The sequence below is a fragment of the Dyella sp. genome (assembly GCF_036384435.1).
GTDB lineage: Bacteria > Pseudomonadota > Gammaproteobacteria > Xanthomonadales > Rhodanobacteraceae > GSA-30.
The window spans coordinates 21173-43083 of the sequence record NZ_DASVMI010000197.1; the positions used below are offsets into that span (position 1 = coordinate 21173).

18 protein-coding genes are annotated in these 21911 nt (G+C 61.2%); 9 read left to right on the forward strand and 9 right to left on the reverse strand.

Annotation, left to right across the window (positions count from 1 at the left end; genetic code table 11):
* Nucleotides 1–38: 38 nt before the first annotated feature.
* From hemC to VF436_RS21150, 4 genes are all read right to left on the reverse strand, one after another.
* Nucleotides 39–977 (reverse strand): hydroxymethylbilane synthase, encoded by a 939-nt coding sequence (gene hemC / locus VF436_RS21135; protein WP_330906060.1) that lies wholly within the window; start codon nucleotides 975–977, stop codon nucleotides 39–41.
* A 225-nt stretch (nucleotides 978–1202) separates the two neighbouring features.
* Complete coding sequence (locus VF436_RS21140) at nucleotides 1203–1907, reverse strand: LytTR family DNA-binding domain-containing protein (protein WP_330906061.1); 705 nt, start codon at nucleotides 1905–1907, stop codon at nucleotides 1203–1205.
* Nucleotides 1908–1912: 5 nt separating this feature from the next.
* Nucleotides 1913–2941 carry a sensor histidine kinase gene (locus VF436_RS21145; protein WP_330906036.1) on the reverse strand — a complete coding sequence of 343 codons (1029 nt, stop codon included), beginning with the start codon at nucleotides 2939–2941 and terminating at the stop codon, nucleotides 1913–1915.
* A gap of 193 nt (nucleotides 2942–3134) precedes the next feature.
* On the reverse strand, nucleotides 3135–3803 hold the full coding sequence (locus VF436_RS21150; protein WP_330906037.1) for a carboxylesterase: 669 nt from the start codon (nucleotides 3801–3803) through the stop codon (nucleotides 3135–3137).
* A gap of 209 nt (nucleotides 3804–4012) precedes the next feature.
* On the opposite strand from VF436_RS21150, the gene VF436_RS21155 reads away from it, so the two are divergent.
* Nucleotides 4013–6451, forward strand: a complete 2439-nt coding sequence (locus tag VF436_RS21155) for a S9 family peptidase (protein WP_330906038.1) — start codon at nucleotides 4013–4015, stop codon at nucleotides 6449–6451.
* Between the two features lie 104 nt (nucleotides 6452–6555).
* On the opposite strand, the gene VF436_RS21160 is transcribed toward VF436_RS21155, so the two are convergent.
* Both VF436_RS21160 and VF436_RS21165 read right to left on the reverse strand, forming a co-directional pair.
* A complete protein-coding gene (locus VF436_RS21160) occupies nucleotides 6556–7275 on the reverse strand; it encodes a type II CAAX endopeptidase family protein (RefSeq protein WP_330906039.1) in 720 nt (239 codons plus the stop codon).
* A gap of 207 nt (nucleotides 7276–7482) precedes the next feature.
* Nucleotides 7483–8289, reverse strand: coding sequence for a helix-turn-helix transcriptional regulator (locus VF436_RS21165; RefSeq protein ID WP_330906040.1), 807 nt, complete (start codon nucleotides 8287–8289; stop codon nucleotides 7483–7485).
* Nucleotides 8290–8488: 199 nt separating this feature from the next.
* On the opposite strand from VF436_RS21165, the gene VF436_RS21170 reads away from it, so the two are divergent.
* From VF436_RS21170 to VF436_RS21190, 5 genes are all read left to right on the forward strand, one after another.
* Nucleotides 8489–8761, forward strand: a complete 273-nt coding sequence (locus tag VF436_RS21170) for a hypothetical protein (RefSeq protein ID WP_330906041.1) — start codon at nucleotides 8489–8491, stop codon at nucleotides 8759–8761.
* Nucleotides 8762–8835: 74 nt separating this feature from the next.
* On the forward strand, nucleotides 8836–9294 hold the full coding sequence (locus tag VF436_RS21175) for a MarR family transcriptional regulator (protein ID WP_330906042.1): 459 nt from the start codon (nucleotides 8836–8838) through the stop codon (nucleotides 9292–9294).
* A gap of 26 nt (nucleotides 9295–9320) precedes the next feature.
* Nucleotides 9321–10781, forward strand: coding sequence for an efflux transporter outer membrane subunit (locus VF436_RS21180; RefSeq protein ID WP_330906043.1), 1461 nt, complete (start codon nucleotides 9321–9323; stop codon nucleotides 10779–10781).
* Nucleotides 10782–10792: 11 nt separating this feature from the next.
* On the forward strand, nucleotides 10793–12010 hold the full coding sequence (locus VF436_RS21185; RefSeq protein WP_330906044.1) for an efflux RND transporter periplasmic adaptor subunit: 1218 nt from the start codon (nucleotides 10793–10795) through the stop codon (nucleotides 12008–12010).
* 56 nt (nucleotides 12011–12066) lie between these two features.
* The gene (locus tag VF436_RS21190) at nucleotides 12067–13587 is read left to right on the forward strand and encodes a DHA2 family efflux MFS transporter permease subunit (RefSeq protein WP_330906045.1); all 1521 of its coding nucleotides are present in this window, start codon (nucleotides 12067–12069) and stop codon (nucleotides 13585–13587) included.
* A 171-nt stretch (nucleotides 13588–13758) separates the two neighbouring features.
* Here VF436_RS21190 and VF436_RS21195 read toward each other — a convergent pair whose 3' ends face one another.
* Together VF436_RS21195 and VF436_RS21200 are read right to left on the reverse strand one after the other, a co-directional pair.
* Nucleotides 13759–15807, reverse strand: coding sequence for a hypothetical protein (locus VF436_RS21195; RefSeq protein WP_330906046.1), 2049 nt, complete (start codon nucleotides 15805–15807; stop codon nucleotides 13759–13761).
* Nucleotides 15808–16128: 321 nt separating this feature from the next.
* A complete protein-coding gene (locus VF436_RS21200; protein ID WP_330906047.1) occupies nucleotides 16129–16656 on the reverse strand; it encodes an acyloxyacyl hydrolase in 528 nt (175 codons plus the stop codon).
* 189 nt (nucleotides 16657–16845) lie between these two features.
* Here VF436_RS21200 and VF436_RS21205 point away from each other — a divergent pair, with 189 nt between their 5' ends.
* The 3 genes from VF436_RS21205 (at nucleotide 16846) to VF436_RS21215 (ending at nucleotide 19811) form a co-directional block, all read left to right on the forward strand.
* Complete coding sequence (locus VF436_RS21205) at nucleotides 16846–17451, forward strand: DUF2239 family protein (RefSeq protein WP_330906048.1); 606 nt, start codon at nucleotides 16846–16848, stop codon at nucleotides 17449–17451.
* 122 nt (nucleotides 17452–17573) lie between these two features.
* A complete protein-coding gene (locus tag VF436_RS21210; protein ID WP_330906049.1) occupies nucleotides 17574–19007 on the forward strand; it encodes an MATE family efflux transporter in 1434 nt (477 codons plus the stop codon).
* A 300-nt stretch (nucleotides 19008–19307) separates the two neighbouring features.
* Nucleotides 19308–19811: a class I SAM-dependent methyltransferase gene (locus tag VF436_RS21215; protein WP_330906050.1), complete on the forward strand. Its 504-nt coding sequence runs from the start codon at nucleotides 19308–19310 to the stop codon at nucleotides 19809–19811.
* 81 nt (nucleotides 19812–19892) lie between these two features.
* On the opposite strand, the gene VF436_RS21220 is transcribed toward VF436_RS21215, so the two are convergent.
* The gene (locus VF436_RS21220) at nucleotides 19893–21767 is read right to left on the reverse strand and encodes an RICIN domain-containing protein (RefSeq protein WP_330906051.1); all 1875 of its coding nucleotides are present in this window, start codon (nucleotides 21765–21767) and stop codon (nucleotides 19893–19895) included.
* Between the last annotated feature and the right edge of the window lie 144 nt (nucleotides 21768–21911).

The window sequence follows — 21911 nt, forward strand, 5'->3', positions numbered from 1 at the left end:
CACCTTGCAGCGAGCCTATGGGCTTGCGCCCGCACTCCTCACTCCTCGTCTCTTGCTCCTACGCTCCGAGCGCGCAACAACTCCCCCGCGCCCTGCAACACCAGCGCCTCGGCGACACGTTCGCCCAGGGCCTCCCCGTCCGCATGGGGGGCGGAGGCCTCGGCGTGCAGCATGCGGCCGTTGCTGGCGTCGCCCACCATGCCGCGCAGGTGCAGGCCGCGTTCGGTTACCACGCACCAGCCACCGATCGGCACGGTGCAACTTCCACCCAGGGCGCGGTTGAGCGAACGCTCGGCGGTCACCGCCCAGCGGGTTTCCTCGTCATCGAGCCGGGCCAGCAGTTCCAGTACGTCGGGTTTGTCGCTGCGTGCCTCGACGGCGACCGCGGCCTGGCCCGGTGCCGGCAGCCAGTCGGGAGCGGACAGCCGGCTGCGGATACGCGCACCCAGGCCAAGCCGCTCCAATCCTGCGCAGGCCAGCACGATCGCGTCGTAATCGCCGGCATCGAGCTTGCCCAGGCGCGTCCCCACGTTGCCGCGCAGGTCCAGCAAGGTCAGGTCGGGGCGCAGGGCCAGCAACTGCGCCTGGCGGCGCAGCGAGGACGTTCCTACGCGTGCGCCATGCGGTAGCCCGGCCAGTGTCTGGTAATGGTTGCTGACGAAGGCATCGGCGGCGTCGGCGCGTGGCAGGATCGCCGGCAGCGCGAAACCCGGCTCCAGCTCGGCTGGTACATCCTTGAGCGAGTGCACGGCCAGGTCGGCCCGACCCTCCTGCATGGCCACTTCCAGTTCCTTGAGGAAAAGGCCCTTGCCACCGATCGTCGCCAGCGACTTGTCCAGCACCTCGTCGCCGCGGGTGGTCATGGGCACAAGCTCGACGTTCAGCGAGGGATAGGCGCTACGCAGTTCGGCCGCGACATATTCAGCTTGCCAGAGAGCCAGGGCGCTCTTACGGGTGGCGATGCGCAGGGTCGACAGTGTCATGGTGGAGTTGCACGGCTTTGGAAAAGCCGCATTGTCGCGTAATTGGAGGCTGGCCGCGGAGCGGCCTGTCAGGTCGGCCACTGCCTGGTCGGTGAAGCCGGCTACTGCGTAGCCTGTAAAGTCGCCCGCTGGCGCTCGCTGTGATGAGTAAAGAGAGAGCCGTCAGCGTTGCTTACCGCTCTTGCTCTTGTTCTTTACAGGCCACGTAAGTGGCCGGCCTCATCCCATTCGCAACAGCTTGCGCAACACAGGCAGGTTGCGGCGGCTTACCTCGGGCGTCAGCTCGGTGCCGCCCAGTTTCGCCAGAACGCGGCCGTCGGCCAGTGTCTTCAGGCCGACCAGGCGCTGGGTCGGGACCAGGCAGTTGCGGTGCAGTCGCACCAGATGATCGGGGTAGGCTTCTTCCAGTTGCCGCAGCGACTCGTCCAGCAGCAGCCGGCCGTTGCGGTGTTCGACAGCGACGTATTTTTCTTCTGCCAGCAGGCAGATCACTTCGTCCAGCGCGATACGAACCTGTTCGCCACGCTGGCGACCATGCAGGTAACGAGGAGATTCGCGTGGCGCCTGGCTCAGCCGCGCGCGTGCGCGTTCCAGCGCTTCGCGCAGGCGCTCGAGTCGTACGGGCTTGAGCAGGTAGTCGACGGCACCGAGGTCGAATGCCTGGATCGCGTGATTTTCATAAGCCGTGCAGAACACGACTTGTGGCCGCGTCCGTCCGGCCAGGCGGCGGGCCAGCGCCACGCCATCCAGTCCGGGCATGTTGATGTCCAGTAGAAGCACATCCGGCTGTGCTGCATCGAGCAAGTCCAGAGCACTGTCGCCATCGGCCACGCTGCCGGCCGCTTCGATACCATCGCATTCGCCCAGCAGCGCAGCCATGCGCGTGCGGGCCAGCGGTTCATCATCGACGATCAATACGCGCAACGGCATCAGGGCGTTTCCGGCAGTTGCAGGCGCACCAGGAACCGTCCGTCATGCGGGCCGGCATCCACGCGCGCGCGGTCGCCGTAGCGATAGGCCACGCGCTGGCGTACGTTCTCCAGGCCATGGCCGGTGCCGGGCTCGGAGGGCGTGGCCGCCAGCGGGTTGTCGATTTCGATGACCAGCATGCGATCGTGGACGATGCCACGCAAGATCAGTTCGCCCCCCTCGCGCGAGGGCTGGATGCCATGGCGCACCGCGTTCTCCACCAGGGGTTGCAACAACAGGCGTGGCATCGGGTAGTCCAGCGGCAAGGCCAGCTCCCGGCGGATACGTAACCGGTCGCCTAACCGCAATTGCTCGATGGCCAGGTAGCGATCAATCAGGGTGAGCTCGTCTTCCACCGTACCGTCGCGTGATTGATGCTGGCCCAGCGCGGCACGGAATAGTTCGGAGAGATCTTCCACGGTGCGCTCGGCCGCTGCCGGGTCCACGCGCACCAGGGCGGCGACGGTGTTCATGCTGTTGAACAGGAAATGTGGCCGGATACGCGCCTGCAAAGCATCCACCTGCGCGCGGCTGACCGCTGCCAGCCGTGCCTGCCACTGCGCCAGCACATAGAAATAACGCAGCACCGCCGCGCCCAGCAGGGCGGCGATCAGCACACTGGCAAGCACGAACGAGCCCCTGCTACCTCGCAGGGTTTCCAGCTGCAACGACTCGCCCAGCCAACGGCACAGGGCCGCCGCTGGCGCGACCAGCAACACGATCCAGGCCCAGGCCCCCACGTAGGGCAGATATCCGTGCAGGCGCTGCAACCAGGGCCGCAACTTGCACAACGTGACACCGAGCAACAGCATCATCCATTCGATGAACAACACGCACACGCTGTACCCGGCCCACCCCTGGTTGCTCGACGCGATCCACACCACGGTCGCGGTCAGGGCGCCGATCACCAGCAGCGCGAATACAACAGGCATGCTGCAGAAATCAGGCAGCGGCGCGTAGTCGGCGTTGGTGCGATCGAAGGAGGGCATGGCGGGCAGTATGCCGCTTTTGGGGTTAGGCCGACCGCTTGAGCGGCCAGTGAGGTCGGCTACTTGCGTAGCCTGTGAGGCCGGCCACCTACGTGGCCTGTGAGGAGGAAAAGCAAGAGCGATGAGCAGCACGCTGACTGCTCTCTCTTACTCCTCACAGCGAGCGACTTTACAGGCTACGCAGTAGCCGACCTCACAGGCCGCTCAAGCGGCCGGCAAGCCACACGCGCAAATCCGCTATTTCCTCGGGATAGACCGCGTGTGGCATCGGATAAGTGTGCCAGTCGACGGTGTAGCCCAGCGATTGCAGCAGGTCGCGGGAGGCAACGCCACGACTCAGTGCCACGATCGGATCGCCGGTGCCGTGACCCCAGAAAATCGGCGTGGATGCGTTGGCTGGCGCGCGCTCGGCGGCGAATGCATCATGCAGCGGCAGCCAGGTCGACAGCGCGATGATGCCAGCCAGCTTGCGGGGGTGGCGCAGGCCGGTGGACAGGGCGATTGCGCCACCCTGGGAAAAGCCGGCCAGGAAGATGTGATCGTCGGCGATGCCGCGTTCGTTTTCCCGGTCGATCAGGCTCTCGATCGAGGCGATCGAGGCGCGGATGCCCGATTCGTCCTGGCGTGCCGCCGCGTCGAAGCCGGTGACGTCGTACCACGCCCGCATCGGCATGCCGCCGTTGATGGTGACCGGACGCACCGGCGCATGAGGGAAGACGAAGCGCAGGGCCGGCCAGTCGGCGGCGACCAGCTCTGGCACCAAGGGAACGAAGTCGTTGCCATCGGCACCCAGGCCATGCATCCACAGGATGCTGTAGACCGGCTGGCCGGCGGTTTCGCGTTCGATGGTGGACAAGGTCATGCGTGAAGCTCGTTGGGAAGGGAGTGCGCGCCAACCGGCGAGCCATGATGAAGGGAACGCGCGATCCTGCGAATGGCTGACGCCCGCCACGTCGTGTCGGTCAACCGCCGAGCGTAACCGCATCGCGTGCGGACGAAAACCAACCCTTGGCGCTTGCGGTCTCGGCTGCCTTGGCTATGCTGCGCCGTTTTGGTCCTCAAGGAGCCTCCATGCGCCGATCCATCGTCGCAGGCCTCGCCGCCCTGGTCGCGATGCCAGCCGCCTTTGCCCAGTCCGCCCTTGGCGGCGCGCTGGACATGGAAACCATCATGGCCAATCCGGACTGGATCGGCGCCGCGGTTGAGCAGCCGTATTGGAGCGTGGACGGCCGCAGCCTCTACTACGCGCTCAAGCGCGATGGCAGCAAGGTGCGCGACCTGTATCGCGTGGACGTCGCCTCCGGTCAGTCGACCCTGCTCGATCCGGCTGCGCAGGCGCAAGCCGACGGTCCGGCGGTGTTCGACCAGGCCCATCGTCATGCCGCGTATGTGCGCCACGGCGACATCTTCCTGGTGGACCTGACCAGCGGACGCCACGTGCAGGTTACCCGCACTCCCGAGCTCGAATCCTCGCCGCGTTTCTCCAGCGACGGACGCAGCCTGCAATTTCGTCAGGCCAATCTGTGGTTTGTCTACGACATCGCCGGTGGCGTGGTGGCGCCGGCCGCGCAGTTGAAATTCGCCGACGATCCCAAGGACAACAAAACCAACGACCTGACCGACGATCAGTTACGACTGTTCAAGGCGCTGCGTCAGCTCAAGTCGGACAAGGATGGCCTGCGCGATAACGACGAGGCGCTGGCCGCCGCCGACCCCAGCCGTGCGCCCGAACCGATCTATCTTGGCGACAAGGCCGACCTGGTCGATACCGAGCTTTCCCCGGATGGTCGCTGGATGCTGCTGGTCACGCAGCCGAAGGATGTCGATGAAGGCAAGAAGCCGCAGGTGACGCACTACGTGACCGACTCCGGCTATGCCACCCAGCAGGACACACGCGTGCTGGTGGGCCGCAACGATCCAGCGCCGCAGTCGCTGGAACTGGTTGACCTGGTGGGACGCAAAAGCTATCCCTTGTCCACCGACGCGCTGCCCGGCATCAAGGACGATCCGCTCAAGGCCTTGCGTGCCAAGGCCATCGCGGCGCTCGAAAAGGACGGCAAGAAGGATCGCGCCAAAGCCCTGAAGGCACCGGAAGTAAGAGGCGTGCGCATCATCGCCGATGCGGACGATGGCGGCGGTGGCGGTATCGTATGGAGCGACGACGGCCACAACCTGGCCATCCAATTGCGCGCCATCGACAACAAGGATCGCTGGATCGCCAGCGTCGATTTCGGCAAGCACGCGCTGATCAACCAGCATCGCCTGCATGACGACGCCTGGATCAACTGGAACTTCAACGATTTCGGTTGGCTCAAAGATCAGCGCACCCTGTGGTATCTCAGCGAGGAAAGCGGCTATTCGCAGCTGTACACCAAGACCTTGGACGGCAAGGCGCGGGCGCTGACCCAGGGCCGCTTCGAGGTCAGCCATCCACAGCTTTCCGATGATGGCCAGTGGTTCTACCTGCGCAGCAACAAGACGGCGCCCTATAGCTATGATGTCTACCGTGTGCCGGCTGGCGGCGGTGAGCTGACGCGCGTCACCCAGTACCAGGGTATGGATGATTTCCTGCTCTCGCCGGATAACAAGCAACTGGCGGTCGTGCACTCGGCACCCTACGTACTCGCTCAGTTGGCGGTGCAGGATGCCGCGGGCGGTACGCCGCATGAGTTGACCAACACCATGAAACCGGCGTTTACCGCGCATGCGTGGATCGCGCCGCAGATAGTCGAGGTGCCGTCATCGCATGGTGCCGGCAACATCTGGGCCAAGTATTACGGGCCGGCCAACCCGGAGGATGCCAAGGGTCGCCCGGCGGTGATCTTCGTGCATGGCGCCGGTTACCTGCAGAACGTCAACGTGTCCTGGTCGAACTATTTCCGCGAGCAGATGTTCCACAACCTTCTGGTGCAGCAGGGCTATGTGGTGCTGGACATGGATTACCGCGCATCGGAGGGCTACGGTCGCGCATGGCGCACGGCCATCTATCGCCAGATGGGTCATCCAGAGCTGGAAGACCTGCTCGATGGCAAGGCCTGGCTGGTCAGGCAGCATGGCATCGATGGCAAGCGCGTAGGCATCTATGGCGGCAGCTACGGCGGCTTCATGACCGAAATCGCCCTGTTGCGCGCGCCCGGCGAATTCGCCGCGGGCGCGGCCTTGCGCCCGGTCAGCGACTGGCGCCTGTACAACCACGAGTACACGTCCAACATACTCAACGACCCACAGTTGGACCCGGAGAGCTACCGCATCAGCTCACCGATCGAATACGCCGACAACCTGCGTGATCCGCTGTTGATCCAGCACGGCATCATCGACGACAACGTGCTGGCCGAAGACTCGATCCGCCTGTACCAACGCTTCGTCGAATTGCACAAGCGCAATTTTTGGATCTCACTGTACCCGATGGAGCGCCATGGCTTCGTGCACCCGGATTCCTGGTATGACGAGTACCGGCGTATCGATGAGTTGTTTGAGACTTATGTGAAGCCAGTCAAGCCAGGCGCTTAAGCCGGCCACTGAAAAGGGTAAAGAGGAAGAGCAAAGCCTCCGCTGGTGCTCTTCCTCTTCACAGGCTGCGTCAGCGACCGACCTTGCAGCTCGCATTGCGTGCCCTACGCCGACTGGTACAGGCCGACCAGTCCATAGATGTCGATGCAGGCGTGTGCGAGCATCAGGGCTAGCAGGTTTCGCTTGCTCAAGTAGTAAGTGATGCAGAGTGCCAAACCGACCAATCCTGTGGTTAGGATGCCAGGGGTACCTTGGTTGGCGTGCGCCAAACCGAACAGCGTCGAAGAAACCAGGCAGCCTGAGATGCGAGCCCATCGAGTGGCGCCGGCAAGGCGTTGCCACTGTTCAAGCAGGAAGAAGCGGAAGAGCAGTTCTTCAGCAATGGCTGCACTGAGCACCATCTTGCCCAGGAATGCCAGCAGGTCGATCAGGTGGTTGAATTTGAAGTCGCCAAGATCCGACTTCGAATGGCCGTCAGGAAGCAACAGGTCCAATAACCATTGGAAGGGAAACAGCAGGACTATTGCGGTCAAAATGGCTGCGGTCAGCAGTGTGCGTTGGAACTGACGGGTAGATTGGTAACCGGTGGCCAGGGCTTGCCTCAAGGAATTTTTCGACATCAGCGCCATGGCCAATAGTGCAAGGACTGGCGTTTCGTATGGAAATTCGATGGGTAGCGAGAAGCCCCAGGGTAACATGATCGCCATGATGACAGCGATGCCGACCCCCGTGATCGCACGCTCCTTCCACGTCGAAACAGCCTCATGGCCTTTGACGTCGCCTGTATGAATCATATTTAAGATACTCACGCTTATCGAGAACATGCCCTGATGTCACGCATGGGTGCAATCCACGCGCTCATCGAGCACTTGAACAAGCTATGAAATATCAGTTATCGAGCATATAGAACTCATCCTATTTGCTGGCGCGGCAGATGCGTCGATGGCATCGACTTGCCCTGGCTGACGTCTTGCTGGTCTTAATTTTTGGCTGCAAGCTGGGCCACATTGCCAGTGGCCCATTGGCCAACTTCACTGTCCTGGCAGTGACGCAAAATAACGAGCTGGGGGTTGTCCGTAGCTGCGGCGAAACATCGCCACGAACGCACTGACACTGGCGTAGCCGAGCGCGTCGGCGATGTTGGCGACCGCGTCGCCCTCGGCCAGGCGTTGCATGGCGTGCGATAACCGTGCCTGCTGGCGCCATTGCGCGAAGCTGCTGCCTGTTTGGCTGCGAAACAGGCGGGTGACGGTGCGGGGCGAGACGCCGGCCCAGCCGGCCCAATCTTCCAGGCTGCGCGCATCCTGCGGCTGCTCCAGGACAGCATGGGCGATGCGACGCAGGCGGCGGTCGATCGGCATGCGCAGGTGCAGCGGCTCGACCGGGGCGCGGCGCATTTCATCCATCAGCACCGCCAGCACGCGCTCCTGCTCGGGGCGCAAGGCATCCTCGAAGGCCCAGGTACTGGCGCGATAGACCAATGCGCGCAGCAGGTCGTTGCTGCCCAGGATGCACACGCCGGTCGGCATGCCTTCGGCGGCCTGCGGAGCCACGTACACGCCCCAGCCGCGGATCGGGCCGTTGATGCGCACCGTGTGCAACTCGCCCGGGGGCATCCAGCTGACCCGGCGTGGTGGCAACGTCCAGGCGCCGCTACGCGTCTGCAAGGTGAGAAGGCCCGATTCCACGTAGAAAAGCTGTCCGCGCAGATGGCGGTGCCAGTCATATTCATGGGTGGTCTTGGGGTCCTTGCGATCGACGACGAAAGCGATCAATTCCGGGCCGTCGACGCTTTCGATGCGCTGAAAGACTTCAGCGTGGTCGTGGGTAGTGCCCATGGCGAATTCTCGATAAAAACTGTCCACATAACGATAACAGGCCAACTAGGTTTAGGCCTATGCTTTCCACACTGCCCCGGCGTCCGCCCCGGAGCCGCCCCGTCCCGCCAGCCGTCGTCACGGCAAAGCCTCCCCGGACGTCTTTCATCGAGCCGCTCATCGGACGCCTCATTACCCAAGAAGAACAGGAGAGATCGGCATGCTGATTTCCGTCTCGCCGTACGTACCCACGGACGCCGCCGAAGCACTGATCCGCTTCGTGGCCCATGCCCAACTGATGCTCGATCCGGCCACGCCCGAACCGCTGCGCCGCAACATAGAGCCGCAACTATTGGCCCTGCTGCCTACGATCAAGGCCCTGGGTCTGTTTGATCTGGTCGAGATCCGCGATCCTGCCATGCGGGCGCTGATCCAGGACGAAATGGCGCAGCGGCGGGGTTTGCGGCTGGCGAAGGAGTTTGCTGACGCGTGAACTATCCCTGAGGCAAAAGTCGCCTAAAATATATTTGCCTTGACAAATATCTTTTCGGCAATATTATGCCTCTCATGAAAAAAGAACCGTCCCAGGCCGCGGCCGTCAACGAAAACCTCGGTGTGCTGATCGGGCTGGTGCGTGGCGAGATCGTCCACGACATCGAGACCGAGATGGCCGGCTTGGGATTGGATCTGCGATTCACGCAGTTCCTCATCATCAAGCGTCTCGCCCGGTTGGGGCCGATGTCGGCTACCGAACTGGCGCGATCGGTGGAACTGGATGGCGGTGCGATGACCCGCCAACTGGACCAGCTCGAAAAGAAGGGCTTCCTGCGGCGTTGTCCGCATGAACAGGACCGCCGCGCCCTGCGGATCGAACTGACCGAGGCCGGGACGGCCGTGTGGAATCAACTGGACGACTGCAACGACCGTGTGCTGGCAGCAGCGCAACGGTCGTTGAACGACGTCGAGAAAAGCCAGCTTCACGATTACCTGGCGCGCGTGCTTGGTGCATTGCGCGACAAGACCTGAATTTAGAACCGAACCGGGATACTCCCATGCGTCTGCACTTACTTGCGGCGGCAACCGCGCTCACTTTTGCCCTGGCCGGCTGTGCGAGCAGCGGCGGCCTGCATCCAGACGGCCATCTGACTGATCCGGCCACGCTCAAGGCGGATGCCAGCCTTGCGCAGTTGAAGTTGTCGGCGGCGCAGTGGCCGCAACAGGATTGGTGGACGGGCCTGGGCGATGCCCAGCTCAGTGCGCTGATCGAGGAAGCGCTCAAGGACAACCCCGACCTGACCGTGGCCGATGCGCGCCTGCGCGAGGCCCAGGCGGAGGTTGGCATCGCCGACGCGGCACGTGGCCCGACGGTCAATGCTGGCGCCGCGGTCGCCGGTGCGCGCCTGCCGACCACGATCGCACCGTTCGGCAACGGCCACTACGCCAATGCCAAGTACGCCTACGGCAGCTTCAAGTGGGACATCGACCTGTGGGGCGGCAAGAAGGCGGCCTGGCAGGCTGCCGTCGGTAGCGCCCGCGCGGCGGATATCGAGACACGCGCCGTGCGCATCGAGCTGTCCACCAATGTCGCACGCGCCTATGTGCAGCTTGGTTATGCGTATGCCCAGCAGGATGTGGCGAAGGCCGAGCTGGAGCGCGCCAACCACGCTTACCAGCTGACGCAGCAGCGCGTGACGGCCGGCATCGACAACCAGATGCAGCTCAAGCAGATCGAATCGGAAGTGGCCAGCGCGCAGCAACAGAGTGCCGTGGCCAATCGCGCGATCGATTCAGCACGCTCGGCGCTATCGGTGCTGCTGGGCAAGGGCCCGGATCGTGGCCTGGACATCGCCCGTCCGCAGTCGCTGCAACCGGCCGCCCTGGCGGTGCCGGACAACCTGTCGATCGACCTGATCGGTCATCGCGCCGACCTGGTCGCCGCGCGCTGGCGCGTGGAAGCGGCCAACCAGGGCATCAAGGAAGCCAAGACCCGGTTTCTGCCGGACCTGAACATCAGCGCATTGGGTGGCGTCATCGGTTTCGGTGGCGGCAACATCTTCCAGCTGCCGGCACGCTTTTATGAAGGCGGTCCGGCGGTGAGCCTGCCGATCTTCGATGGCGGTCGCCTGCGCAATAACTTGGCCGGCAAGGACGCGCAGTACGACGAAGCCGTCGCGCAGTACAACAAGACGCTGGTGGGCGCGGTCAACGAAGTGGCCGACGATCTGTCGGGCCTGAAGTCGCTGCAGGACCAGATCGCCGCGCAGCAGCACGCGCTCGATGCCGCCAACGATGCATGGAAGCTGGCTGACCAGCGCTACAAGGCCGGTGTGGGCAGCTTCCTTGAGGCGCTGAGTGTGCGCCAGGAGCTGCTGGTCGCCGATCAGCGCATGGCGGCATTGCGTGCGCAACAGGTCGACTTGTCGGTCCAGTTGATCCAGGCGCTCGGCGGCGGCTTCCGTCCGCAAGCCGACGAAGCCTCCGTTGTTTCTTCTTCCAATCCTTCTCGTTCCTGAGGCTGATGGTCATGTCTAGCCAGAATCCCGTCGCGGCCGAACCGGCCGCTCCCCAGAAAAGCCGGCGCGGTTTCCTCATGCGTCTGCTGGTCATCGTACTGGTGCTCGTCGCCATCGCCTGTGGCCTTTGGTATTACTTCGATGGCCGCTGGTATGAAGCGACCGACGATGCCTACGTCAACGGCAATATCGTGCAGGTCACTCCGCAGGTGCCGGGCACGGTGGTGACGATCGGCGCCGATGACGGCGACCTGGTGCATGCCGGCGATGTGCTGGTCAAGCTCGACCAGGCCAATACCGAAGTCGCGCTGGCCGAAGCCAGGGCCAACCTCGCCAGCACCGTTCGCAAGGTGCGCGGCCTCTACAGCAACGTGTCCGGTGCCCAGGCCGATGTGGCCGTTCGCAAGGTCGCGGTGGACAAAGCCCGTGCCGACTACAACCGTCGTCGCGACCTGGCCAAGTCCGGTGCCATTTCCAGCGAAGAACTATCGCACGCGCTGGATGAGCTCAACTCGGCACAGAGCGCGCTGACCACGGCCCAGCAGCAGTTGCAGACCAACAAGGTGCTGGTCGACGACACTGTGGTCGCCTCGCATCCGGATGTGATGGCCGCAGCCGCCCGCCTGCGCCAGGCCTACCTGGACAACCTGCGCACCACGATCATTGCGCCGGTCGATGGTTATGTTGCCAAGCGTTCGGTGCAACTGGGCCAGCGTATCGCCGTGGGTGCGCCATTGATGGCCGTGGTGCCGCTGCACCAGGTGTGGATCGACGCCAACTTCAAGGAAACCCAGTTGACGCACATGCGTATCGGTCAGCCGGTGGATATCACCGCCGACGTCTACGGTGGCAGCGTGAAGTACAAGGGCACGGTCCAAAGCCTGGGTGTGGGTACCGGCAGCGCGTTCTCGCTGTTGCCGGCACAGAATGCCACCGGCAACTGGATCAAGATCGTCCAGCGCGTGCCGGTGCGTATCTTCTTCACCGACGCCAAGCAGCTCGATGAGCATCCGCTGCGCATCGGTCTGTCTACGGACGTGGAAGTGGGCCTGCACGATCAGACCGGCCCGATGCTGGCCCAGAAGCCGCAGACCGCGCCGGTGTTCAACACCGACGTCTATGCCAAGCAAATGGCGCAGGCCAACACCGTGATCGAGCAGATCATCCACGAGAACATGGCTGGCGGCAGCGATAACGCCCCGGCTCCGGCGCAGTCGTCGAAGAAGTAAGCCCCTCGCCCTCCGCCGCACGGCGGAGGGCTACTCCCAAGCCTTCAAAGACAGCCATGAACAGTCAATTCCGCCCGCCGAGCCTGGCGATCTCCACGATCGGCCTGTCGCTGGCGACCTTCATGCAGGTGCTCGACACGACGATCGCGAACGTGTCGCTGCCGACGATCGCCGGCAACCTCGGCGTGAGCGTCAACCAGAGCACCTGGGTGATCACCTCGTTCGCGGTCAGCATGGCGATCTCGTTGCCGTTGACCGGCTTCCTCACGCGCCGATTCGGTGAAGTGAAGCTGTTCATCTGGTCCACGCTGCTGTTCTCGCTAGCATCCTTTCTCTGCGGCATCTCGCAGAGCATGGAGATGCTTATCCTGTTCCGTGCCATTCAGGGCGCAGTGGCCGGTCCGATGTATCCGGTCACGCAAAGCCTGATGATTTCCATCTATCCACCGGCCAAGCGCAGCATGGCGCTGGCGCTGCTGGCGATGGTGACGGTGGTCGCGCCGATCGCCGGCCCGATCCTCGGTGGCTGGATCACCGACGACTACTCCTGGCCGTGGATTTTCTTCATCAACGTGCCTATCGGCATCTTTGCCAGCTTCGTCGTGGCCAACCAGATGAAGGGTCGTCCGGAAACCACCTCGCGCCCGAAGATGGATTACGTCGGCTTGATCACCCTGATCATTGGCGTGGGCGCCTTGCAGATCGTGCTTGACAAGGGCAACGATGAAGATTGGTTCAACTCGTCTTTCATCGTGGCGACCAGTATCGTCTCGGCCGTCTCACTGGCGGTGTTCCTGATCTGGGAACTGACCGACAAGGAACCGATCGTCGACCTGAAGTTGTTGCGTCACCATAACTTCCGCACGGGCACGATCGCGTTGGTGCTGGCGTATGCCTCGTTCTTCGCCATCGGCCTGCTGGTGCCGCAGTGGTTGCAGCGCAATCTTGGCTACACCGCAACCTGGGCCGGCTTTGCGACAGCGCCGCTGGGTATTATTCCGGTGGCACTGACCTTCGTGGTCGGCAAGTACGCCACGCGTTTTGACTTGCGCCTGCTAGCGTCGTGCGCGTTCCTGGTGATGGGCTCGACCTGTTTCCTGCGTTCGCAGTTCTACCTGGATATCGACTTCGCCCACGTCGCGCTGGTGCAACTGCTGCAAGGCCTGGGCGTGGCGCTGTTCTTCATGCCGGTGACCACGATCCTGCTGTCGGACTTGCAGCCCCATGAAATCGCCGCGGGCGGCGGCCTGGCGACCTTCCTGCGTACGGTGGGCGCCAGCTTCTCGGCATCGCTGACCACGTTTATCTGGGACCGCCGCGCTATCGTGCATCACTCGCAATTGACCGAGCACATCACGCCATACGACCAGAACACCCAGGCGGCCGTGGCGCAGATGGGCGACAGCCAGCATACGATGGCGGTGATCGACCAGATGATTACTCAACAGGGTTATCAGATCTCGTTCAACGAGGTGTTCCACATGCTCGGTTGGATCTTCTTCTCGCTGGTGCTGGTGGTCTGGATGGCACGTCCGCCATTCTCGGCCAAGGCCGGTGCGGGCGCGGGCGGGCACTGATATTGTCTGTATGAGCAGCACGCTTCATGGCCAGCGTGCAGACCTTGGTAACGGCAACCGATCGGGTGCCGTTTTTTGTGTACGCAGGATGTGATCTTCCACCTGAATGCCGGAGTGCCCTCGCTGTTGATGGGCTGGGCGCGATTCAGGCCATGGTCCATTCAGCCGGCATCAGGGGTATGCGCATGGTTGACCATGGTCTTCGTTCACTTCATTCACCAGGTGTCGGGCGGCTGGTTGCGTGTGCGAAGGTGGCCGGATCGACCAGAACCGGAATTCCTGCTGGGCGCAGTGCAAAATATATGCACCAAGAAAACCTTTGAAAGCCAGCTCCGCCGTTGGCATGTCGGATGCTCTCATCGCCCGTTGTAGAGCGCGACGATGAGCAACAGTTTCCGGCGCGACATATTCGATATGACGAACTTCCTTGTTCATGTTGCTGCCAGGCCTGGGATGGGCTACAGCCCGCATGATTCTATCGGCATTCTCGCGTTTGCTTTCGGCGAGGACATTCCACCATGCATGGGTTGGCGCGGCCCTTGGATCCGCATGGGATGTCGACAAGATGTAGTCCAGGCTGTCAGCACCCAGGACCTCGCATACAAGCTGCGCTCCACGGGCAGCTGTATCCACAGATTCATGTACCAAGTCTGTTTTCGCGAAATCTGGCCTGTTGGCGATCGATTTGAGTACATCACTCTTCAATAAATAAGGTCGACCGTCCTTGAACTTGTAGCGCAGGCGCTGTGTGATGCCCAGTGCCGTGGTGAATCTGGAGTTGCTTCCATGCCGGGCAGCATCTGCCAGTATATCGCTCACCGTCTGGGCGAATTGCGATGAGGTCTTCTCCGAGACCGCCCGGGCAATCTGGTCGAACCCTTCACGCGTATTAAGCAGGCCATCCAGTTCTATGGTCAGAAAGCTGCCGCGCAGGTACTCGACCGGATGTTCGCTGACGCGAATCAGTTCGAAGTACGCATTGCCCCCCGGTGGAACTGGCAAAGCCTGCACGCTGAAGCTTGTCGAGGTTTGGCATAACGAAGCCTGGAGGACTTTTCGGTGGGCATTAGGTCGAAGAATGGCTTCGTTTTCATCAATGACCTTGCGTATATCTTGGGCTTGGCTCGTGCTCAGGCGTCCGGCGGAAAGCAATTGCACGTAGTTTTCAAGTAGCGAGCAGGTACGCCGGTGCAGGGCTTCTCGATGTGGCGCCTTGCGCAGCAGGACAGCTCGGGTTTCCTCCATGCTGCATCGGTCGACATGTTCGAGCATGGCACGCCTGAGCCCTCCAGCACTTCGATAGGGCGACGCTGTGTCGGCCAGAGCCGCCCGGACAAGTGAAGGGTGAGTTTCGTGCAAGGCCAGGAGGTCGAGCTCTTGCAAGGCGCAACCTAGCCTGCGTATGGACATCAGCGAGAAGCCTAGTCCGGCTATATCTGGAAAACCCACCTGGGCAGGCAGGCGCACGGTTGCAAACCATTCCTCATGGATGTCAGAGGGCCCAATCCGAATCCAGTTTGCGAATTGATAGTGGATGGGAGCGAGACCCAACTGGCGCAACCGGTCATTCAAGTACGGTGCCGAAATCTGTGCTCTATGGACGTCACGTGCATGGTGGGCAGCGACCTTGTTCATGCGCTGCATGTGCTTCGGAGCGAGCAGCTGGTGCACAGCGGGCCGTACCGTGATGAAACTGACAGGGTGTTCCGTCTGTCGCGCAGGCAGCCCTCGGTGGGAGCCGGGGTCGTCGCTTGTGACGCGGCGGGAAGCCGGCGTAGCCATGCGCTGATGAGCGAATCGACTGTCGCTGACGCCTTCAGGCCCTTGATTGGCTGAAAGCCACTTGCGCTGCATTGAGCCTCTGATGGCATCGCTGACGCAGGCGCGGAAGTGCCATTTCAACATGCGACAGCTTTCATGGATGTATTGCCGGGGCCGGCTGGCAGGATGGTTCAGTGGGCTGCTGGCCCGTTCCACGGCGCTAAAATATTTGTAGAAGGCTCGCAGTTCGCCTGGTGTATAGGGTGCGCGCGGGTTCATTCGAGCCAACGTTGCCGGATGGAACGACATGCCCATGGCGTTGCAGGGTAGTTCGTCGAGCTTGCCGCGTAAGGCGCGTGCTAGGCGCAGCGCATCGGCCTTGGCAATGGCGGGCTCGGCGATAGCGGCTTGCTGAGGGGAGGGCGCAGACCCGCGGGATGCACCCTTTGTCTTGGTCATGACTGCTTGTTTATGGCGTCTACTTACACCAGTGCAGTGTCATGCAAGTGGGAGTCATTTCTGATAGGGGGCCGATACCATGTCGTGTAGCCAGTTGTCCTTTGGGCGACTAGCACTATGCATATAAGGCTGTCATCCGGGTCACGAGTGCTTCCAGGACACGAAAGCGAGATACAGGGCGTCTTCGTTCTCTTTTATATCGAGCGGGTCAATGACAGGCGGGATGTCAGATATCAAGAAGGCGGAGACTTCCATCTGACCGCCCAGGAAAACGGCCCCGAAAGGGGCCGTTCTTTGTCATGCCGGAAACATCGTCTTCATTCAGAGATTGAAGCCGATGCCCACAAGTGCCATGGTCTCGCCGCGATTGGGGTCATGGATGCCTGCGTTGGAGATGTGGCGCACTTGCAGGCTCCAATGCTGGAACTGGTAGCCGATGGTGTTAACGAACTCGCCCGAACTGCTGAGGGCAATCGTCTTGCCACTGAGTACAGCCACTTGCGGCGACCAGAAGAAACCGTGGTACCAGTCTTCATCGTCACCGTACTGAAAGCGTACGCCACCGGCGAAAAGCTTCACGTCATCGGTGGTGCCATAATGAGTATTGCGGTAACGGGCAATGTCGCGGCCATTGATATAGCCGAGCGAGAAGTCGGCGGACCAGGTGAAGTTGCTATGGCCCAGCTGGCGTTCGCCGGCGGTCAATTCGAGGAAGCCGACATTGGTGCCGTAACTGTCCATGTAACTACGGCCTCCCTGAATTTCCAGGCGCGCGGCAGCGGCGGGAACGGAGGCCAGGCCGAGCAGGGCAAGCGCCAGGGCACGACGGGCGAAAGTCGAGGAAAGCATGGTGAGGGAACCTTTTCGCTGAGTTGCTTTTTGAACTTAATAGTTTATTAAAGCGGGTGGACGTTAAGTGAAGCTTTCAGCGTGGATTTCAAGGACCCGTTGTAGGTCGGATGCAGGCCTGATCGCAGGCTTGACCCGATAAATTATCCGGGTAATATGCGCATCGCCTCCCTAACGCCCGGCTCACCGATGGACGGCAGAACTTGTACAGCATTCCTTGGACATCGTCTGATCGCATCGGGTGATCTCGTCGAGGTGGCACGCGCGGTACGCCAAGCCATGGACGATACGCCTGGGGCCGATGTCCTCGTTTTCGACGACGCGACGTCGCGCCAGGTGGAGGTGGATTTCCGAGGCAGCCTGCAGGACGTGCTACAGCGGCTGGATGGCACACCGGAACTCCAGCGCGGCCCGGGCCGTCCGCGCCTGGGCGTCACGGCACGCGAAGTCACCCTGCTCCCTCGCCATTGGCAGTGGTTGGGCGCGCAGCCCGGTGGCGCATCGGCTGTGCTGCGACGACTCGTGGAAGATGCCATTCGCCATGGCGGGCCGCGCGAGCGGGCACGTCAGGCTGCGGAAGCCGCCGATCGCTTCATGACGGTCATGGGTGGCGACTTTCCCCGGTATGAAGAGGCCTCTCGTGCTTTCTGGCGTCGCGACCGGGACACCTTTGAAGCGTGTGTTGCAGCATGGCCTGCCGATGTGCGCGACCATTTGCGCAAGCTGGCGGCGGCGGCCTGGGATGAGCAGCTTGACCTCGAAGGACTGCAAGGCAGCTCGCCAAAGAAGGCTTGAACCGCGTTATATCGCCGACTGCTTCAACGCTGGCGGGCACGGCCTGGTCATTCGCAATACCTCACCGGGGCTGAGGTCTGCTCCCGGGAATTCCAACCGCACCCATTGCACGGGACTCTGACATGTCGCCCTCTCCCGCCCGCCGGCCGTTGCTGACCGAGGGACCGATCGCCCGGACGCTTCTGCTGTTTGCCTTGCCCATTCTTGGCAGCACCGTGTTGCAGTCGCTCAATGCGTCGGTCAACGCGATGTGGATCGGGCATTACCTGGGCGAATCGGCGCTTACCGCTACGGCCAACGCCACACTGATCCTGTTCTTGTTGCTCAGTGCGGTATTCGGTGTGAGCATGGCTTGCACCATCCTGATCGGCCAAGCCATGGGCGCGCGCCATGTGACTGAGGCCAAGCGTGTGGTGGGCACGAGTGCCACATTCTTTCTGGCCGCGTCAGTGGCCATGGCTGTCGTCAGTTACGCACTGACACCGTTGTTGCTGCGCGCCATGGGGACACCAGTCGACGCGCTGCGTTATGCCGTGCCCTATCTGCGCGTCATCTTCCTCGCGCTGCCCTCGATGTACTGCTACAACTTTCTGATGATGACACTGCGTGGCGCAGGTGACTCGCGCACACCGTTCTTGTTCATGGGATTGTCGGTATTGCTTGACGTTGCGCTCAACCCCATCCTCATCTTCGGCTGGGGACCGTTTCCGCGGATGGGCATTGCCGGTTCAGCTACCGCGACGTTGATCGCCCAGACCGTCGCTCTCGCCGCGCTGCTGGCTACGCTTTATGTGCGTAAACATTTCCTTTGCATCGGCCGCACGGAGCTGGGCCTGTTGCGACCGGACGGAACGATCCTGCGTTCCTTGATCTTCAAGGGCTTGCCAATGGGCCTGCAGATGATCGTCATCTCCACGTCCGCGATCCTGATGATGCGTTTGGTCAATGGTTTTGGCTCGCAGACCACGGCTGCCTATGGAGCGGCCACCCAGTTGTGGAACTACGTGCAGATGCCCGCGATGGCGATCGGCGCGGCGGTATCGTCGATGGCAGCGCAGAACGTCGGAGCGCGCTTGTGGGATCGCGTCGGACGTATCGCTGCCATTGGCGTGGGCTACAACTTTCTAATGAGCGGTGCGCTGATCGGCGTTATCTATGTGTTCAATGCGCCTGCCCTCAACCTGTTCTTGCCTGGCGACAGTGCCGGCCTGGCTATAGCTCAGCATGTGAACATGATTGCCGTGTGGTCGTTCATGTTCTTCGGCGTCACTTTCGTATTGTTTGGTGTCGTGCGTTCCACCGGGGCGGTCAAGGCGCCGCTGATCATTCTTTTCATCACCATGTGGTTGGTACGCCCACCCTTCGCGTTATCGATGATGCCGCACCTGGGCGCCGATGCGATCTGGTGGAGTTTTCCACTGGGATCATTGCTTTCGATGCTGATGGCCATGGCCTACTACCGCTGGGGTGGTTGGAAACATGCGCATATGCTGGTAGAGCCGTCCAGGCCGGACGCACTGCAAGCTGTGCGGACTCAGCCGACGCAAGCGGACTGACAAAACTGACACAGGAGCGAGCAGAAAAATTAGCGCAAGCATATGTTCCGTCGAGCTTGCGCAGCGTACTGGAATATCGGCAATGCTATGCTACCGCCCGTTCTAGAAACCAAGACTGTACAGTACAAGATGTCATCTCGCTTTCGTCGTGAGACAGAGGCTGGCGCCGCTATCTACTCTCCGCTTGTGTTGAAGCTTTACGATGCATGGGTGCTAGGCCTATCCAATCGTTATGCTTGGCAGTGTTCGACGGCAGATACACTGCTCCCGTTCTATCGGCAACACCTCGGCAAAAGTCACATGGACGTGGGCGTCGGCACGGGCTACTACCCGGCTCACGCTGACTTGGCCGCCGACAGTCATATCACTCTGGTCGATCTCAATGCACATACCCTGAGCGCCGCCGCCGCGCGCCTCAGCCGCCAAGACACCACGATATTGATGCAGGATGTATTCGAGCCTGCCATGTCGCTGCCGGATCGCCATTACGATTCCATTGCACTGTTCTATTTGCTGCATTGCCTGCCGGGCAGCATGAAGGAAAAGGTGCGCGTATTTGAGAATCTCAAGCCTAAGCTGGCCCAGGGTGGCAAACTCTATGGAGCCACCATCCTGGGCGATGCGGCCGAACACAATCGATTCGGCCGCAAGTTAATGGACATCTACAACAGGAAAGGCATTTTCGGAAATCGCCTGGATACCCTTGATGCACTGCACGAAGCGCTGCACACACATTTCAATGATGTGCAGCTTGAACAGCGCGGAAAGGTCGCCTTGTTTGTAGCCCAGATGCCCAGGTTCTGACAGATCCGGCAAGCAAGCGGGTTACCAGCACCTTGCCTATGGACTGCGATGGTCCAAGCATCACGTCAGCGCTTGATTCCCTTACATGCCTTGTCGTAGCACGACGACATCCCAGCGTTCATTGGCAGGTACGGCCCCGTATTGCGTAACCCACTCTTCAGGAACGGCCCTGGGAAGACGAGGCAACGGATCGGGGACGATGTCGCTGGATCGGGGGGCGTTGGGATAGGACGACCACGGCGACATCAATTCATGGAAGGGGTTGGGAGGAAGTGTATTTGCAGCAGTGGCTTCGAAGTGAATATCCTGCCCGTGGCTGTAAAGGCGCAGGCTCTGGTTGTCGCCATCACGCAAGCTGTGAATGCGCTCGGCTACCCAGCGAAAACGTTGGTTGAGATCCAATGTGCAGGGCGTGAGCTTGACATGATCACCGTCGCTGACAGCCATGCATCGACCATCCATGCGGTTTCGATAGCGTTGCTCTGAGTCCAGATTCCACTGCTGCGCGTAATTGTCCAGCGCGGTGTCGCATGGTTGAAGACTAATGATATCGGAATCCGAACTCGCCGTAAGGCAGCCGTTGTTCGAGGTCGAGCGGATCAGAGCAGTAACTTCGCGCGACAGGAAAGGCGATTTGCCCTTGATGGATACAGCGGTAGCAATATTCGGGCGCTCCTTTCCGACGTGGGTTGGCGTTCGTGGCTCAGCGAAACGGTGGTAATCAATTTCATAGATCGAGGTGAGTCGAATGGAGTCTTCAAAACTGCCAGGAAGAATCCATGTCGAGAAAACCTCCGAATCCAGGCCTTTCATCATGGGAGTGACCCGGCTGGGCGACGTATTGAACGGCCCTCCGAAGTAACCCCTCGTGTTCAGAATGAAGGGGGCCAGGGCGACATCCCAGTAAAGATATTGCATCTGCCCGTTGTCTCTGGCGGAAGTATTTAACTGATAGTCCTTCAGCGTGATGGAGACGGATGTGCTCTCATCGAAGTATTTTCCAAACTCGAATCCAAAAGGTAATTTCGCCGATGTGGCCCTGACGTTGGATTGCAACCCATTCTCCAGTTCGGGCGAAATACTGAAGCCATAGCTTGTAGAGGTGGTTCTTTGTTCGCTGAGCGTGACATCGGTTCTGCTGTCGGCGTAGGGAAAGCGGTCAAGCAGCAGGGGTGTCGTTGTGAACGCCTGGATAGTCTGAGATAGCCGATAATTGGAGGGAATGACCAGCTGTGGGAAACCTCCGCCGGTGAAGCTGTAGTGTTGTGCTGGTGCGATAAATCGCGTTTTCATGGTAATCACCTTTGCATCCGAGCTCAGGCTGGAACTACGTGTCGCAGTGCCGGAAATGGTGATGGCACCTCCATCGGGATATAGTTCGGTGGCTGCGAAGGCGAGATGTGGAACCTCGATGGGGATCGAGTTTAAAGTGGGCAGGGCGCTGCGGCTCGGTGGCGCCGGCATCGATTTGGCTAGCGCCTGCGTAAGATGCGTCAATCGCGTGCCATCGCTGGCGTCGTAGTGCAACGGTTCGGCAGCGAGAATTCGCAGCGTTCCATCATGATCGCGATAGTAGATGGCGGCATCTGCATCCATCGAGACGCCAAAAAGTGCCTCCAACGCGTTGGAAGAGTCTTCGCCGGGCTCCCGGGTAATGAGCACGGGAACGCCGTTGGACAACAGGGCGCGAACCTCGTCGCCGCGCGTTCGGTGGCCCAGCAGTCGAGCGGGAACCCATGCTACGTCCTGTTCCAATCCTTGGGCAGCCGTGACGGGGCGAACGATGGCGTCGAAGGTGGTCCTGACGGCAGGTCGACTATCTTGCCTGGTTACATGCGTGGGAAGGTCCTTTAGTGCAACCACGGATATGTGGTCTGCTGTGTAGGAAAAAGCCGTTCCAGTCGACAGGTAGCCTGCGACCATGAAAGCAAGATGTGCGCGCTTTAGAGCCCTCATCTGAATCTCCAGTCCGTGGGAAAGAGACGACAGTGTTGAGGCGAGCGCTGAGAAAGACTATCAGCGAAATCCTAAAGTGTTGTTCCCATAAAGCATGGTTGTAGATACTAAATTGAATAATGTAAGGCTTGCGGAGAACGCACG